Source organism: Halomonas sp. Bachu 37, from assembly GCF_039691755.1.
In the GTDB taxonomy this organism is placed as follows: domain Bacteria; phylum Pseudomonadota; class Gammaproteobacteria; order Pseudomonadales; family Halomonadaceae; genus Vreelandella; species Vreelandella kashgarensis.
The window spans coordinates 2125732-2141678 of record NZ_CP137552.1 but is presented as its reverse complement, the minus strand read 5'-3'; the positions used below and the strand labels follow the sequence as shown (position 1 = coordinate 2141678).

Genomic DNA, 15947 nt, shown 5'->3' with positions numbered 1-15947 from the left:
GTGATGAAGAAAGGCAACCTTGGCCTGCCTCAGGTGTCGCCATTTTCCACTTGAACGTCGGATTCGCGGTCCAGCAGGTATTGGGTCAGAAGGCCCACAGGTCGACCGGTGGCGCCCTTCTGCTTGCCTGAGTGCCACGCGGTTCCGGCAATATCCAGGTGCGCCCAGGGAAAGTTCTCGGCAAAGCGCGACAGGAAACAGGCCGCGGTGATGGTGCCCGCCGGACGCCCGCCGATGTTGGCCAGGTCGGCGAAATTGGATTCCAGCTGCTGCTGATATTCATCCCACAGCGGCAGGTGCCAGGCGCGGTCCCAGGCGGTATCGCCGGCATCGAGCAGATCGAGTGCCAGGTCGTCGTCGTTGGAGAGCAGGCCGGTGGCGTGATGGCCGAGCGCGATGATGGCGGCACCCGTCAGCGTGGCGATATCGACCACGCTTGCCGGGGTGAAACGCTCGGCGTAGGTCAGCGCATCGCACAGCACCAGACGGCCTTCGGCGTCGGTATTGAGGACTTCCACCGTCAGTCCCTTGAGGGTCTCGATGATATCGCCGGGCTTGGTGGCGGCACCGTCGGGCATGTTCTCGGCGGCGGCGACGATGAACACCAGGTTGAGCTTGGGCTTGATGTCGATAATGGCCTTTACCGTGCCGAATACGCTGGCCGCGCCGCACATGTCGAATTTCATCTCGTCCATGCCTTCGCCGGGCTTGAGCGAGACGCCGCCGGTGTCGAAGGTGATACCCTTGCCGACCAGTACGTGTGGCGCTTCCTCGCGGTCTTCAGCGCCCTGGTATTTCATCACGATCAGGCGAGTTGGCTCGGCACTGCCGCGACCGACGCTGAGCAGCGAATTCGCCCCCAGTGCTTCGAGCGCTTCTTCGTCGAGGATCTCGACATCCAGAGCGCCGTTGGAAGACTTGCCCAGTTGTTCGGCCTGTTCGGCCAGATAGCTCGGGGTGCAGATATTGCCCGGCAGGTTGCCCAGGGTACGGGTCAGGCTGATACCCTCGCCAATGGCGCGGCCGATGGCGGCGCCGGCTCGGGCGCCTGGGGCGTCATCGCTCTCGCTTACCACCAGGGTAATTCGCCGCAAGGCGGGAGCGGGGGCCGGCTCGGACTTGAATCGATCGAAGCGGTAAGTGGCACGCTGGGCGGCCTCCAGCACCATACGGGCTTTCCAGGCAGCATCCCGATCTTCCAGCGGGACATCGGTGAAAGCGACGGCGACGTCATCCACCGGCAGCTTGGTCAGGGAATCGAACGCCGCGTCCAGGGACTTGATGAAGGCGGCTTCCCGGCATTTCTCGCGCTTGCCCAGGCCCACCAGCAACAGCCGTTCGGCACCGAGCCCGGGAGCGAAGGGAATCAGCTGGACGTTGCCCAGCTCGGCAGCGAAATCGCCACGCTCGATCAACTGGGCGATCAGGCGCTCGCTGGCATCGTCGAGCTTGGCGGCTGCGGGTAACAGCGCAGCGTCCTTGTATACCGGTACCACGAGACAAGCGGTTTCGGCCTTGGCCGGATTGGCTGTCTGAACGGAAAATTCCATGACGTCTCCAACAAGACAAGCATCGAGGGATTCGGGATAATGACGGCACGGCTTATGCCTTGGCCGCATTGCCTCAGTGTACCCAAGGCATGCTTTCATTGCATGGGAACCTGCACGACCAGCCGGAGAGTGCATTGATTTTATTTCGTTACTTGACTCGCGAAGTCCTGCTGACCATGGCAGCGGTCACCGGCATTCTGCTGTTGGTAATCATGGGCAGCCGCTTTATCCGTTATTTTACCAACGCCGCGGAAGGTGATATCCCCGTCGCCATTCTCGGCAACCTGATGCTGTTCCATCTGCCCGGTTTCCTTGAGCTGGTATTGCCCCTGGCGTTTTTTCTCGGTGTGCTGCTGGCTTACGGTCAGCTCTACATGAACAGCGAAATCACCGTGATGGTGGCCTGTGGCATCAGCCCTTCGCGGCTGCTGCGGGTGACCTTGCTGCCGGCGGCGGTAGTGGCGTTCATGGTGGGGCTATGCAGCCTGTGGCTGACGCCGGCGGGGGCATTGCAGAACGCTGTCACGCTGGAGGAGCAGCGCAGCCGCCTGGATATCTCGGTGCTGGCGCCGGGGCGATTTCAGGATTTCGGTGGCGGGCGCACCGCCTATATCGCCGATTTCAACTCCGACCGCACCCGTATGGAGAATGTCCTGGTGCATGAGCAGGGCGGCGAAGATGAACTCGAGTCTACCTACGTCACCCGCGCCAGCATCGGTTATCAGGATATCAGCCCCGACACGGGAAGCCGCTTTCTGGTGCTGGAAGAGGGGGCTCGCTACGGGGTGGCCCCGGGCCGTCAGGAAGCGGAGCGGCTGACCTTCGATCGCTATACCATGCGCCTGGGCTTGAGTGCCGAACGCAGAGAACTCGACTCGCTGGAGTACGCCACCACCATGGCACTATGGAACGACCCCAACCCCCGTGCCCAGGCGCAATGGCAGTGGCGCGTGGGGCTGCCGTTCATGGTGTTCATTCTGGCGTTGCTCGCCCAACCGCTATCGCGGGTCAACCCCCGGCAGGGGCGTTTCGCCAAGCTGCTGCCCGCCGTCTTTCTCTATGTGGCTTACTTGAGTCTGTTGCTGGCGGCGGTCGATGCCGTGGGCAGCGGTAACCTGGCCGTGGGCATCGGCGTCTGGCCGGTCCATGTCCTGTTTCTGATCATAGGGCTGTTGCTGCTGTGGCACTCTCAACGCAAGGGGATGCGCTGATGCTGACGATAGCTGATCGGCTCGACCGCTATATCGCGCGCAACGTGCTCGTCGCCATCGTGGCGGTACAGGTCGTGCTGCTGGGACTGGATGTGACCATTGCCTATATAGGCGATCTGAACGATGTCCAGGCAGGCTACAGCGCCTTCGATGTGCTGCTGTATCTGTTCATGCGTTTGCCCTGGCGCTTCTATCAGTATGCGCCGGTAGCGGTATTGATCGGGGCCTTGATCGGCCTGGGCAGTATGGCATCGAGCAATGAATTGACCATCATGCGCGGGGCCGGTCGCTCGTTGATACGCATCCTGTGGGGCGTGATGAAGCCGGTGCTGCTGGTGGTCGTGGTGGTATTGCTGGCCGCGGAATACGTGACACCGCGTACCGAACAGTACGCCGAAGCCTGGCGCCTGGAGCAGCGCCAAGGGGAAGGTGCGCTATTGACCACCCTCGGCGGCTGGCAGATCGAAGGCGATGACGTCTACCGGTTCGGCGCCATCCGCGCCGATAACGTGGTGCTCGACCTGACCCGTTATCATTTCGAGGAGCAACAACTGACCGAGGCGATGCATGCCGAGCGCGCCGTATGGGAGGGGGAGCGCTGGCGGCTGGAGAATGTCTCGCTCACCCGGCTTTTTGCGGATCGTACCGAAGCGGAGCAGCATGCCAGTATGGCGTGGGACACGGCGTTGACCCCCGATCAACTGGAGCGGCTGCTGCGCTCGATCGACAGTCAGGCGCCCAGCGAGTTGTGGGCCTACGCCCGTTTCCTCAAGGCACAAGGCCTGCAGGCCGACCAGCCACTGCTGCATTTCTGGCAGAAAATGCTGATGCCGTTGACCATGGCGTCGCTGGTGCTGGTGGCGGCCTCGTTCGTGTTCGGCCCGCTGCGCAGCGTGGCGGCGGGTACGCGCGTCTTCTACGGTGTGGTGACCGGGCTGGTCTTCAAGTACGTGCAGGACCTGCTGGCCCCGGCCTCGACCATCTTCGGCTTTTCGCCGGTCTGGGCGGTACTGGTGCCCACGCTGGCTTGCGCCGGTGTGGGTATCTATTTCCTGCGTCGCAACGGCTGATGCAGTTATCGGAAAGTATCGCTTCATTCACTCCTCCATTATCGGAATACTGCAATGCAACGACGCTTCACCCAGCTGGATAGTGTGTGGCCGGCACCCCTGCCGCGCCGCCTGGGCGCGATGATCTACGATGGACTTCTGGTCACCGCCATCTGGATGGCGGTGACCATCCTGCATCTGCTCGTGATGCGATACGGCGTGGGCGTGACGGCGGAACAGATAGGCGCCACGTCGGGGCAGGTCTTTATGCTGCGCGTACTACTGGTGCTTTCTGCCACCGCATTTTTCGTCTTCTTCTGGGTGCGGGGGGGAATGACGCTAGGTATGCAGGCGTGGCGTCTACGCGTCCAGACTTCCGAGGGAAATTCCATCAGTGTCAAGCAGGCACTCATTCGCTGCCTCGTCGCCTGGGTCTCCCTGGCCGCCTTCGGGCTGGGGTACTGGTGGGTGCTGTTTGATGGCGAACGGCGCAGCTGGCCGGATATCGTCTCCGGCACGCGGACGGTGGTATTACCCAAGCCCACGAAATAAGGAGACGACCAACCACAACCCAAAACGAAAGCGCGAGGGGACACATGCGTTGAGGAAATGAGAATTTTTGCGGTTACTGCTTGCAAAGACGTATGCGAATTATTAACATTCCACTTATGCTTTTCATGAGGTGGTGCCATGTACGTTTGCGTGTGCAAGGGAATAACCGACCATCAGATCCGTCGCCACGTCAGCGACGGCGCCCGCAGCTGGCGTGAAGTGCGCGAGACCACCGGGTGCGCCACCCAATGCGGCAAGTGCGCCTGCTTCGCCAAGAGCGTGACGCGCGAGGCTATCAATACGGAGATGAGCGCTGCGGACATGGGGCTCGCCTACGCCGTGTGACGCAAATCGCTATTGTTTGTGTTGTATTTAACAACTTTATGATTTCATTGAATTTTTAAATACCTTCCCTATACTTTCCCTCACGCTGGGAGGAAAAGCCCGAGTGGCTTATACTTCTCCCCTGACCATTCTATTGCGTAAGGGGCTCGCCGCATGAGGCACTCCGCGCAATAGCGCAACGTGAGGTGCTACATGAAAGGTGATCCACAAGTTATTTCCTATTTGAACAAGGCGCTGGGAAACGAGTTGGTGGCCATCAACCAGTATTTCCTGCATGCCAAGATGTACAAGGACTGGGGCCTGAAGGCGCTGGCCAAATGGGAATACGATGAGTCCATCGAGGAAATGCAACACGCCGACAAGCTGATCGAGCGCATTCTATTTCTGGAAGGCATCCCCAATCTGCAGGATCTCGGCAAGCTATATATCGGTGAGAACGTCAAGGAAATGCTCGAAAGCGATCTGAAGATCGAGCACGACGGTCGCAAGGACTATATCGAAGCCATCACCTACTGCGAAAGCGTCAAGGATTACGTCACCCGCGATCTGCTGCGCGATCTGCTGGCCGACGAAGAAGGTCATATCGATCATATCGAGACCGAACTCGGCTTGATCGACAAGGTCGGCATCCAGAACTACCTGCAGCGTCAGATGCAGATGGCCGGCGACGAGTAACCGCTTCGCCAGCTTGCTCGAAGGCAGCCCCAGCGGCTGCCTTTTGCGTTTCGGGCGGCTGCTCTGCCGCTGGCCAAATGTGACATCCCACCGCCAAGGCGAGACAATAGCACCTGCATTAAGCGAGGGGCTCTTGCAGAATATCTTGAGCCAACAGCTTTCATCGAGGAGTGCTATGCTGCCAAGTGCTATGCCGCCAAGTGCTATGCTGCCAAGTGCTATGCTGCCGCCATTGAGAATTCTCTACCAGGACGAGCACCTCGTTGTGGTTCATAAGCCCTCGGGTCTTCTGGTGCATCGCTCGGCACTGGCCCGCGGCGAAACGGATTTTCTGCTCCAGCGCCTGCGCAACCAGATCGGTAAACGGGTCTATCCGGTGCATCGTCTGGATCGGCCAACCTCGGGGGTGATGGTATTCGGCTTGTCATCCAACGTTGCAGCCCGACTGAGTGAGGCGTTCAGCGAACGCCAAGTGGAAAAGCGCTACCTGGCCGTGGTGCGCGGTAATGCGCCGGAGCAAGAACGGCTGGACTACCCGCTGCGCGAGGAGGATGGCACCCGGCCCAAGGCGGAAATGCCAGCCATGAGGGCGATAACCGATATCCGCCGTATCGATAATGTGGAATTGCCGGTGCGGGTCGACCGCTACCCTCAGGCGCGCTATTCGCTGGTCGAAGCCCGCCCCTTGACCGGCCGGCGCCATCAGATTCGCCGCCATCTTTCTAGGCGCGGCTATCCGATCATCGGCGATGCCAAGCACGGCAAGAGTGTTCACAATCGCTTCTTTGCCGAGCAACTGCAGGCGCCGCGACTACTGCTGGCCGCCACCTATCTGGCCTTCGATCATCCCGTCTCGGGCTTGCGGGTACAGCTGAGCTGCGCCCTGGACGAGACTCTGACGCGGCTTTTCGATCACCTGGGGTGGGTGGGGCACCTGCCGTTGGATCGAGTGGAAATGCCACAGCTGACCCCCGCTGCCTTGCAGGCCACCTGAACACAGCTACTACGAGACCGCCATGTATACCGCGACTTCTCCCGCTATCGACCTTGCATCGGATGATTACGATCTGCGCTTCGGTGGTATCCGTCGGCTTTACGGCCGCCGAGCCGCCGAGGCATTCCGTCATGCCCACGTGGTCGTCGTGGGTGTGGGTGGGGTGGGCAGCTGGGCGGTGGAGGCGCTGGCGCGCTCGGGTATCGGCAAGGTTACGCTGATCGACCTGGACGATGTGTGCGTGTCCAACGTCAACCGTCAGCTGCACGCCCTTGATGGTACCGTCGGCCGGCCCAAGGTCGAGGTACTGGCCGAGCGTTGCCGCCTGATCGCTCCCGAGATCGAAATTCATGCGGACACGGCCTTCGTGACACCCACCAACCTGGCCGAGCGCATTCCCGATGATGCCGACCACGTGATAGACGCCATCGACAGCGTGATCGCCAAGGCCGCGCTGATTGCCTGGTGCAAGCGGCGCAAGATTCCCATCACCGTGACCGGCGCCGCCGGCGGGCAAACCGATCCCACGCGCATCCAGGTTGCCGATCTCACCCGCACCGAGCACGACCCGCTACTGGCCAAGGTGCGCTCGCGCCTGCGCCGTGATTACGGTTTTTCCCGCAATCCCAAGCGGCGCTTCTCGGTGGAGTGCGTCTATTCCGACGAACAGCTGGTGTACCCGGGCTCCGATGGCGAGGTCTGCCTGCAAAAGCCCGGCGTCGGGGAGGCCACGCGGTTGGATTGTGCTTCGGGCTTCGGTGCTGCCACCTTCTTGACCGGCACATTCGGCTTTGTCGCCGTCTCGAAAGTCCTTGAGCGACTTGCCAAGAAAGCCGCTTTGCATACCACTCAGGAGGAAAGCAAATGACCGCCCCCATTCCCGGTATCTACCGTCACCATAAAGGTGCGCTTTACGAAGTGATCGGCACCGCCCAGCACAGTGAAAGCGAAGAGCCATTGGTGGTGTACCGCGCCCTGTACGGAGAATACGGCCTGTGGGTGCGACCGCTGGAAATGTTTATCGAGACGGTCGACAAAGACGGCCGGAGCCAGCCGCGCTTCGCGTTGGAAAAGGCGTTTTAACCCTGTGGTTCATTGACCAGGAGCGCTCATGACTTCGATGCCGGCGCAGCAGACACTGAAAGATGTATTCGGATTTGACGATTTTCGCGGCGGCCAGCAGGCGGTGGTTTCACGGGTATTGGCAGGCCATTCGACGACGGCCATTTTCGCCACCGGCGCCGGGAAGTCGCTCTGCTACCAGCTTCCGGCACTGCATTTGCCGCATCTCACACTGGTGGTTTCGCCGCTGCTGGCGCTGATGCAGGATCAGCTCGCCTTTCTCGCCCGACACGGCGTCGCGGCTGCCAGCATCGACTCCACCCAGGACCGCGACAGTGTCCGCGATGTAATGGAGCGAGCTAGGCGCGGTGAGCTGAAAATCCTCATGGTCTCGGTGGAACGGCTGAAAAACGAGCGCTTTCGCCATTTCCTGCGCCAGGTACGGATATCGCTGCTGGTGGTCGACGAAGCTCACTGCCTCTCCGAATGGGGGCACAATTTTCGTCCCGATTACCTCAAGCTGCCGGACTACCAGCGCGACTTTGCCATTCCTCAGGTGTTGCTGCTCACCGCGACCGCTACTCCCGCCGTCATCGCCGATATGCGCGAGACGTTTGCCATCGCGCCGGATAACGTCATCACCACCGGTTTCTACCGGCCCAATCTAGAGCTGTTGGTAGCGCCTGCCGTGGGAGATCGACAGCAGCAATTGATCGACTGGTTGAAGCCACAGATGCCGGCGGGCAACGAAGCGCCCACGATCATTTACGTTACCCTCCAGCAAACCGCCGAGCGAGTGGCGAAAGCGTTAACGGCCCAGGGTATCGCCGCCCAGGCGTATCATGCTGGCCTGGATTCAGCCCGCCGTGACGAGATTCAGCACCAGTTCATGAGCGGCGAGTCGCCCTGCATCGTGGCCACCATCGCGTTCGGTATGGGTATCGACAAGGGCAATATCCGCAACGTGGTGCATTTCGATCTGCCCAAATCGATCGAGAACTACAGCCAGGAGATTGGTCGGGCGGGGCGTGACGGCTTGCCCTCAACCTGCCTGACAATGGCCGGTCGCGATGGGCTGCGGGTGCTGGAAAACTTCGTTTATGGCGATACCCCCGAATACAGCGGCATTGTTCGCCTGCTGGAAGAAATCTCGGCCGCAGGCAATACGCCGAATCGCCAATGGGAAGTGCTGCTCAATACGCTCTCCCGCGACACCAATATCCGCCTGTTGCCGCTGAAAACGCTGCTGGTACGGCTGGAGATGCACGGCATCATCGCGCCGCGCTTTACCTTTCTGGCCGAGTATCGGCTGCGGTACCACTTGGAGCCTGACGCGTTGGTGAGCCGTTTCGAGGGCGAGCGCGGAGCCTTCGTGCGTTTGCTGGTCGACAACATTTCCATCGCCCGCACCTGGGGAACGGTAGATTTCGGGCGCCTGCACAACGCAGGCCAGGCGCAACAGATCGATGCTTCCCGTGGCCGTGTCATCACCGCCTTGGAATATTTCCAGGATAAAGGTTGGCTGACTCTGGAAGGCAAGCGGATGACCGACGTGTATGAAGTCTGCCAGCCGGATATCCCGATGGAAGCGCTGGCTTGCCAACTACATGACGAATGCCTGGCCCGGGAGCGCGCCGAGATCGAGCGGCTGCAAGCGATGCTGATGCTGTTTGAATCCGATAGCTGTCTCACCCGCCGATTGGCCGAACACTTTGGCGATGCTACGTTTAGCGACGGCACGTTTGGTGCGCCATCCATCATCGACCAGGGCCGCTGCGGGCACTGCTCGGTCTGCTACGGCCATTCCGTGCGGTTGCCGGAGGCGCCGCCATTGCCAGCGCTGAGCAATGCGGACTTCCAGCGCTATGCCAAACCATTCATTGAGCGCCACGCCGAGCAGTTTGGCGAACCGCCCAGTGCCCAGCGGCTGGCGCATTTTCTGTGCGGCCTGACCATGCCCGTGTTTACCCCGCTCAAGGCACGTAGCCTGGATGGCTTTGCGGCCTTCGAACAACGCGCCTACCCCGAGGTGCGTCAATGGGCGGAGCGGGTTACCGGTGAAGAAGGGCAGGCTTAAGGAAGTACCGCGGATCGCAGCTTCAAGTGCAGCAGCTCGGCAGCGCTTTTGCCTGCCACTGCGCCCAGCACCACGGCGCTCAACAGCCCGTTGCCGGACAGGTAGCCGCTGTCGTTGGAGCCCGACACCCCGCGCGCCGCTCCCCCTGCAGCGAACAGGTTGGGCAGCGCTTGGCCCTGGGTATCGAGCACGCGGGCCTTGCGGTTCACTTCCAGGCCGCCCTGGGTATGGAACAGCGCCCCGGTGACACGAATGGCGTAATAGGGGGCTTTCAGCAGGTTGGCGGATTCGAAGCGGCGACCAAACGCATCGGCCGTTTGCTGCTCGGCGTGCTGCCGCATCTGGGTGAAGGTGGCTTGCAGTGCGCCAAGAGGAAGTTTCAGGCCAGTGGCCATCTCTTCCAAGGTCGAGAAGCTGCGCACCGCGCCGCTCTCCTGGGCATTACAGTAATCTTCGAACGCCTGGGCAGACTCATGAATGCGTGCGTCATACAGGTTCCAGGCCACCTGTTCCGGCTGCGCCAGCACCTTGGCGGCCTGTTCGGAGTAGCCGCCGTGCTCATTGGAGAAGCGCTCGCCCTTGATGTTGACCTGAATGCCCCCTTGCATCATCAGCGCCCAGCTAATCAGCGTTTGGTGAGGGGTGGCGAGGGAGCCATGGCCCTGGCAGGCACCTAAGTCCTTGGTGCTGGCGCCCATTGCCTGGCCCCACAGCAGGGCATCGCCCTGGTTGCCTTCGTGGCCGTAATACAGTGCGTGTTTCAGCGTCGGCAGATAGCGCTCGACCAGCTCAGGATTACCGCCGTAGCCGTTGCAGGCCAGAATCAGCGCATCGCAGCCAATGCTTTCCCGGCTGCCGTCTGGGCGCTCCAGGGTAATGCCGCGCACGCGCTGAGAGCTGTCCACGTGCAGGTCCACTACTCGGGCATGGGTCAGAATGTCGGTGCCTGCGGCTTCGGCGGCGTTGAGCAGCGCGCCCATCAACTCTTCTCCGGTGCGCCGGGGCGTGGCGTGCATGCGCAGGTGGCGGTGGCCGGGGTAGAGAAAGCCTTCCACCAGCTCGAAAGGTACGCCGTGCCGGTCTGCCAGCCACTCGATGGTGGGGCCGGATTGGCTGGCCAGCAGGTCGACGATGGCCGGGTCCGCCTCAAAGCCGTTCTTCTTTTGAATATCCTCCGCCATGGCCTCGGCGGAGTCGGTGACGCCCAGCTCATGCTGAAAGCGCGTATTGGCAGCGGGAATAAACCCCGACGACATTGCCGTGCTGCCTCGGGGTAGGGCGTCGCGCTCTAAAACCGCCAGCTCGATACCCGCTTCCTGTGCAGCCAGGGCGGCCACCAGCCCGCAGGCACCCGCACCGATGATCAGCAGCGGCAGATGGGCATCGAAACCATCGGATGAATAAGGAAGTATCGCCATTACGCCTGCTCCGCAGCTTGGTGGAAGGCATCCAGAATCTCGCCCGCCGGCGCCTGCCATACGTCGGCATGCCCGCTGATGTGTGACAGCACCTCTTCCAGGCAGGCGATGCGGTGAGGCTGGCCAACTAGCCAGGGGTGTAGGCTCAGTGCGAATAAGCGCCCACCCTGTTCCCGGGACTCTTCCAGCAGAAAATCGAACGCGTCTTTTACCTGCGTCACCCATGAGTCTTCCGAGTGCAGGTTCTGGCTCATCACGAACTGATCTTCGATCTCGGTGGCCAGCGGCATCATGATTAATTTGCCGGTGTTGGTGTTACACGCGTAAGGCATATCGTCGTTGACCCAGTCGGCGCAGTACTCGATGCCGTTGTCTGCCAAGAGGTCCAGGGTGTTGAAGCTCTGGTGCTTGGCGGGGCTGAGCCAGCCGCGTACCGGTTGGCCGGTCACTCGCCGCAGGGTGTCTACGGAGCGCTGGACCAGCTCGGCCTCCTCTTCGATGGGCTGGCCGCCGTAGTGCAGGTGGTCCATGTTCCAACCGTGGGCGATAAATTCACCGCCGTGCTCTTTTAAGCGCTGTACCAGATAGGGCGTCTGCTCGGCGAGCTGGGCGTTGATTGCAAAGGTCGGCGTGATGTCGTGTGCCGCCAGCGCTTTGAGAACACGATAGATACCCACGCGGTTGCCGTAATCCCGCAGCGAGAAGTGGCGCAGGTCCGGGTAGGGCATGGTCATGCCGTTGGGTACCTTGAACGGCACGCCGCGCTGGTTGAGCGGGTAGAACTGCAGCGAGACATTGATCCATACCGCCAGCGTTTTGCCCTCGGGCCAGGTCACCGGTGGGCGTTCACTCAGCATCGACCACGCATAGCGCTCATGGTCGTAGCCGTGGCGGCGGTAAGGGTAGTCGAGATAGTCGTCATTGAGCGCCATAGCGTTATCCCTGTTTACCTGCGGTGGCGGCCTGGGCCGCGATACTGTCGAGGGCGGCATCGTAATAGTGTGCCAAGTAGTAATCGGCAATCTCGCGGCCGGTGGCGACCCAAACATCCGGGTGGCCGGTGATGTACTCCAGCGCTTCTTCGAATGCCTTGATGCGGTGGGGGCAGCTCACCTGATAGTTGTGGGTGGGAATGCACATCACCGTGCCGGTCTCTGCGCCCTCCAGGTACAGGCGGTCGAAATGACGTTTGAGCATGGTGGCGTACTGGCGCGGCTCGACCTTGTTCACTGCGTAGACGATGGTGTCGTTCATCTCCAGCGAGTAGGGCATCGAGATGAACCGCTTGCCTGAACGCACGCTGACCGGCGTGGGTTGGTCGTCGTGGAACAGGTCGCAGGTGTAAACACCGCCTTGCTCGCCGAATAGCTCCTCGCCCACTTCGGCAAACAGGTCCAGCGTGCGTTCCGAGTGGGAGAGCGCAGGGGCCAGATAGCCCGCGCAGGCCTGTCCGGTATGGCGATGGATGGTCTCCATGCTATCGCGGATCATCGCCCGCTCTTGGTCTTCGCTAAGGCCGTAGGTGTAGCGGGTGTTATAAATGCCGTGGCTGAAGAACTCCCAGTCGCGCTCTTTGCACATCTGGATGATCTCGGGGTGATGCTCGCAGAGGGCCGTCGATAGCGACACCGAGCCGCGAATGCCGTACTTGTCCAGCAGGGCCATTTGGCGCTGATGGCCCACCCGGTTGCCGTAATCGCGAATGCTGTAGCCGGGCACCGACGGGTGGGGGTGCGGCCACGGCTTGCGGCTCGGGTTCTGCGGCGGGTCGATTTCGTAATACTCGATATTGGGGGCCACCCAGAAGGCTACCTTCGCGCCGCCGGGCCAGGTGATTTTCGGGCGCTGGTCGTAGGCCCAGTAGTCGTAAACGCCAAGAGACTCTTTCATCGTGGGCTCCTCGCCTTATGCATCGCCCTCGAGCCACGCCAGCACGTCAGCCACGGGCATGACATCGGCGTACTTGAGGTGCAGGTCGGTCAGGTTGGCGTAGTGGTAGCTCTCGTGCTTGTCTGCCACGCACTCCATGGGCACGATGGTACGGTAGCCGCGGGACAGGCTCTCCACGGCGGTGGCGCGGATGCAGCCCGACGTGGAGCCACCGGTGATGATCACCGTGTCGACCTGATGCCATACCAGCAGCGACTGCAGCGGCGTTTCGAAAAACGCAGAGGGCATGCGCTTGGTGTAGATCACGTCGCGGCTGCGGTCGATCTCGCAACGCTCGTCGAACTCGGCGCGCTCGGAGCCGTACTTGATGTTTTGCAGGGAGTCGGGGGTGTCGGTACGGGTACCCCAGACGCCTGCATCTTCAGCAGAATCCAGAAAAGCGACGTGAGTCCAGACCACCGGCCAGCCCTTTGCCCGAAAGCCGCGCGCGAGCTGGTTGGTGTACTCCAGCTGTTTGGGGTCGGTTTCATAGGCCGTCTTGAAGAGGTCGGTGCGGGTGTAGGCCTTTTGCGGGTCCACATTGACCAGTACCGCTTTCTTGCCAAAGCCGAAGGGCACTCGCTGTGGGTTGGCCATGACCTCGTGAAAGATCTCTTTTGCGGTTTTGTCGGTGGTCTGCATCGTCGTCTCCTGAATTTGCTTATTGGTATTTATAAATAAGAGTCACGCGTTGAGAAGCGAGCGCTAGCGATTGTCGTACTGCTCGCCAAGCTCGAGCATCGCCTGGGTGCCCAGGTAGTCGTTGAGCTGTTTGAAATCGAGCATCTGGTCACGGAAAGCATCGGTGGTGCCGTCCTCTTTCAGCGTGGCAAAAAAGCGGCTGGCCATGTGGGTGATGGCCCGTACCAGTGCGCCGGGGAAAATTACCAACGAAAAGCCCAGTGCTTCCAGGGCCTTGGCATTTTTCAGCGGGGTGTCGCCGCCTTCGACCATGTTGGCCATGATCGGCACCTTGCCTTTGAACTGTGCCATGATCTTGCCGATGTCTTCGTCGCTGCGAATGCCTTCGATGAACAGCATGTCGACGCCCGCTTCATAGTAGGCCTGGGCGCGCTCGATGGCGCTGTCGGTGCCCTCGACACCCAGTGCATCGGTACGGCCGATGATCAGCGTACTGTCGCTTTCCCGAGCATCCAATGCGGCATGCAATTTACCCACCATTTCGCCTTTGGAGACCAGCGTTTTGCCGCGCAGGTGGCCGCAGCGTTTAGGATAGGTCTGGTCTTCCAGCTGAATGGCATTGGCGCCAGCGCGCTCCAGCAAACGGACGCTGCGCATGACGTTCATGGCGTTGCCGAAGCCGGTGTCGCAGTCCACCACCACCGACAGCTGCGTGCGCTCGCGAATGTGCGACATGGCGGTGCAAATTTCGGTAATGCTGAGCAGACCAATGTCCGGACGGCCCAGTTGGGTGTAGGCCAGGCTGGCACCGGACAGGTAGACGGTGTCGAACCCGGCTTGCTCGGCAAGCGATGCGCCGAGAGCATCGAAGATGCCAGGGGCCACGACGATCCTGCTGTCGTTCAAGTGCTGCTTCAGTTGGGCTGGCTGGTGCGCCAGGGGAGAGGAAGGCTGGTGTGATGCGTTGTGTTGGCGTGTCATAGCGGTCTCGTCAGGTGAGGGGCGGGTTGCGCCAGCGCCAGGTCGTTCCAGACATCCTGGCGGGTAATCAGTCCATCGGTTAATTCGAAGCGGTCAATGAAGCGCACATTGGCGCTGGTGCTGCCATCCAACCACTCGACGGCCAGCTCGCCGTGACAAACGACGATGCTCTGGCGAGGCGTCAAGCAGTGGTTCACGGCATGGAAAGTTTTGCTGACGCGGCGATAACGGTGTCGGGCCCACGCCACCACCTCGTCGAGCTGATGCATGGCGGGCGCCCCCGGAAACTGCATGACGACATGCTCGGCCAGACAGCGCTGGGCAAGCGGTAGATCGCGTGCTTCCATGGCGTCCAGAAACGTCAGCACCTGCTGCACGTCATGGGGGTGAACATCGAGGCATTGCGTATTCTTCACGGCGCATTACTCTTGTTGATATGGTCAATGCGGTATGCTGATACGGTGTTTTATATGTATTATATTTAATACATTTTTATGTCTATTGTTGTTCTCGCGTCAAGCCTGATGTGAATATTTTTTAAAGCATACCCTGGAGGGGCGTGAATGAGTGATGCACAGTCCTCGGCGGTGGGTGGGACCAAATCGCACCGGATATACCTGCTGCTGAAAGATGCCATTCTCAGCGGCAGGCTGCCCGTCGACAGCAAGCTGCCGGGCGAAAACAAGCTGGCCGAACAGCACGGCGTTTCCCGCGTGACCGTTCGGCGAGCCATGGAGGCGCTGCAGTCCGCTGGGTTGGTGGCTCGCAAGGCAGGGGTAGGAACCGTGGTGCTGGAGCAACCCCTGGATGCCACGGTGATGACGGCCAGCGTCTCCAATCTGATGCCCAACATGGTCAAGATGAGCCAAGCGTCTCAGGTACGCCTGCTGGAATTTGCCTACATTCCGCCCCCGGAGATGATTCGCGAGCGGCTGGGCATGGCCAAGGGCGGCAAGGTGCAGCGTTCGGTGCGGGTGCGGATGATCGATGGCAAACCGTTTTCGCATCTGATCACCCACGTGCCGGAGACCATTGCCCTGCACTACAACGAAATGGATCTGGCCGATACGCCGCTGTTCGTCCTGCTGGAGCGCAGCGGCGTGAAGGTGGACCACGCGTCGCAATCCATTTCGGCCACCCTGGCGAGCCATGACGTGGCCCAGGCGCTGGATGTCACCGTAGGCTCGCCGCTGATTACGCTGACCCGCGTGGTGTTCGATGAACAGGGGCGCGGAGTGGAGCACTTGGAAGCGCTGTATCGGCCCGACCGTTATCGGATCCAGATTGATCTGGAGCGCAACGGTGATGGCGATGCCCGATACTGGGAGCCACGCGTGGGCGGTGGACCCACCCAGGCCGAGGGGTAAGTGGGGCACTTTTGCGCTGCTTTTAATGTATTAAATTTAATACAGATTTAAAATTTCAAAAAATACATTTGACCTGTGCTGGATAACTGCGCTAG

General features: G+C 60.8%; 17 protein-coding genes. 10 read left to right on the top strand and 7 right to left on the bottom strand.

From position 1 onward, the window contains the following. Positions 1 to 29: 29 nt before the first annotated feature. Positions 30 to 1550 (bottom strand): leucyl aminopeptidase, encoded by a 1521-nt coding sequence (locus R5M92_RS09815; protein ID WP_346795750.1) that lies wholly within the window; start codon positions 1548 to 1550, stop codon positions 30 to 32. Positions 1551 to 1684: 134 nt separating this feature from the next. Here R5M92_RS09815 and lptF point away from each other — a divergent pair, with 134 nt between their 5' ends. The 9 genes from lptF to R5M92_RS09770 all read left to right on the top strand — a co-directional run bounded on the left by lptF (position 1685) and on the right by R5M92_RS09770 (position 9515). After that, on the top strand, positions 1685 to 2761 hold the full coding sequence (gene lptF / locus R5M92_RS09810; RefSeq protein WP_346795748.1) for an LPS export ABC transporter permease LptF: 1077 nt from the start codon (positions 1685 to 1687) through the stop codon (positions 2759 to 2761). Then, on the top strand, positions 2761 to 3831 hold the full coding sequence (lptG, locus tag R5M92_RS09805; RefSeq protein WP_346795747.1) for an LPS export ABC transporter permease LptG: 1071 nt from the start codon (positions 2761 to 2763) through the stop codon (positions 3829 to 3831). The genes lptF and lptG overlap by 1 nt, the downstream gene beginning before the upstream one ends. 54 nt (positions 3832 to 3885) lie before the next feature. Then, entirely contained in the window at positions 3886 to 4362 is a 477-nt protein-coding gene (locus tag R5M92_RS09800) for an RDD family protein (protein WP_346795746.1), read from the top strand. A gap of 138 nt (positions 4363 to 4500) precedes the next feature. Continuing rightward, positions 4501 to 4707, top strand: coding sequence for a bacterioferritin-associated ferredoxin (locus tag R5M92_RS09795; protein ID WP_346795745.1), 207 nt, complete (start codon positions 4501 to 4503; stop codon positions 4705 to 4707). A 192-nt stretch (positions 4708 to 4899) separates the two neighbouring features. Continuing rightward, positions 4900 to 5382 carry a bacterioferritin gene (bfr, locus tag R5M92_RS09790; protein ID WP_346795744.1) on the top strand — a complete coding sequence of 161 codons (483 nt, stop codon included), beginning with the start codon at positions 4900 to 4902 and terminating at the stop codon, positions 5380 to 5382. A gap of 223 nt (positions 5383 to 5605) precedes the next feature. Further along, the gene (locus R5M92_RS09785; RefSeq protein ID WP_346799333.1) at positions 5606 to 6376 is read left to right on the top strand and encodes a pseudouridine synthase; all 771 of its coding nucleotides are present in this window, start codon (positions 5606 to 5608) and stop codon (positions 6374 to 6376) included. A 22-nt stretch (positions 6377 to 6398) separates the two neighbouring features. Next, positions 6399 to 7244 (top strand): tRNA cyclic N6-threonylcarbamoyladenosine(37) synthase TcdA, encoded by an 846-nt coding sequence (gene tcdA / locus R5M92_RS09780; RefSeq protein WP_346795743.1) that lies wholly within the window; start codon positions 6399 to 6401, stop codon positions 7242 to 7244. Then, positions 7241 to 7459: a DUF1653 domain-containing protein gene (locus R5M92_RS09775; protein ID WP_346795742.1), complete on the top strand. Its 219-nt coding sequence runs from the start codon at positions 7241 to 7243 to the stop codon at positions 7457 to 7459. Before tcdA ends, R5M92_RS09775 begins: the two co-directional genes overlap by 4 nt. A 28-nt stretch (positions 7460 to 7487) precedes the next feature. After that, positions 7488 to 9515, top strand: coding sequence for a RecQ family ATP-dependent DNA helicase (locus R5M92_RS09770; protein ID WP_346795741.1), 2028 nt, complete (start codon positions 7488 to 7490; stop codon positions 9513 to 9515). On the opposite strand, the gene R5M92_RS09765 is transcribed toward R5M92_RS09770, so the two are convergent. The 6 genes from R5M92_RS09765 to R5M92_RS09740 all read right to left on the bottom strand — a co-directional run bounded on the left by R5M92_RS09765 (position 9512) and on the right by R5M92_RS09740 (position 14901). After that, entirely contained in the window at positions 9512 to 10933 is a 1422-nt protein-coding gene (locus R5M92_RS09765) for an FAD-dependent oxidoreductase (RefSeq protein ID WP_346795739.1), read from the bottom strand. The genes R5M92_RS09770 and R5M92_RS09765 overlap by 4 nt on opposite strands. Continuing rightward, entirely contained in the window at positions 10933 to 11865 is a 933-nt protein-coding gene (locus R5M92_RS09760) for a polysaccharide deacetylase family protein (protein WP_346795738.1), read from the bottom strand. Before R5M92_RS09760 ends, R5M92_RS09765 begins: the two co-directional genes overlap by 1 nt. 4 nt (positions 11866 to 11869) lie before the next feature. After that, positions 11870 to 12823, bottom strand: a complete 954-nt coding sequence (locus R5M92_RS09755; RefSeq protein WP_346795736.1) for a polysaccharide deacetylase family protein — start codon at positions 12821 to 12823, stop codon at positions 11870 to 11872. Positions 12824 to 12838: 15 nt separating this feature from the next. Continuing rightward, on the bottom strand, positions 12839 to 13504 hold the full coding sequence (locus R5M92_RS09750; protein ID WP_346795735.1) for an isochorismatase family protein: 666 nt from the start codon (positions 13502 to 13504) through the stop codon (positions 12839 to 12841). A 63-nt stretch (positions 13505 to 13567) separates the two neighbouring features. Continuing rightward, positions 13568 to 14485, bottom strand: a complete 918-nt coding sequence (locus R5M92_RS09745) for an oxaloacetate decarboxylase (protein ID WP_346795734.1) — start codon at positions 14483 to 14485, stop codon at positions 13568 to 13570. Beyond that, positions 14482 to 14901: a nuclear transport factor 2 family protein gene (locus R5M92_RS09740; RefSeq protein ID WP_346795733.1), complete on the bottom strand. Its 420-nt coding sequence runs from the start codon at positions 14899 to 14901 to the stop codon at positions 14482 to 14484. The genes R5M92_RS09745 and R5M92_RS09740 overlap by 4 nt, the downstream gene beginning before the upstream one ends. A 147-nt stretch (positions 14902 to 15048) precedes the next feature. Between R5M92_RS09740 and R5M92_RS09735 the strand changes: the two genes are divergently transcribed. Beyond that, positions 15049 to 15852, top strand: a complete 804-nt coding sequence (locus R5M92_RS09735; protein WP_346795732.1) for a GntR family transcriptional regulator — start codon at positions 15049 to 15051, stop codon at positions 15850 to 15852. Positions 15853 to 15947: the final 95 nt, after the last annotated feature.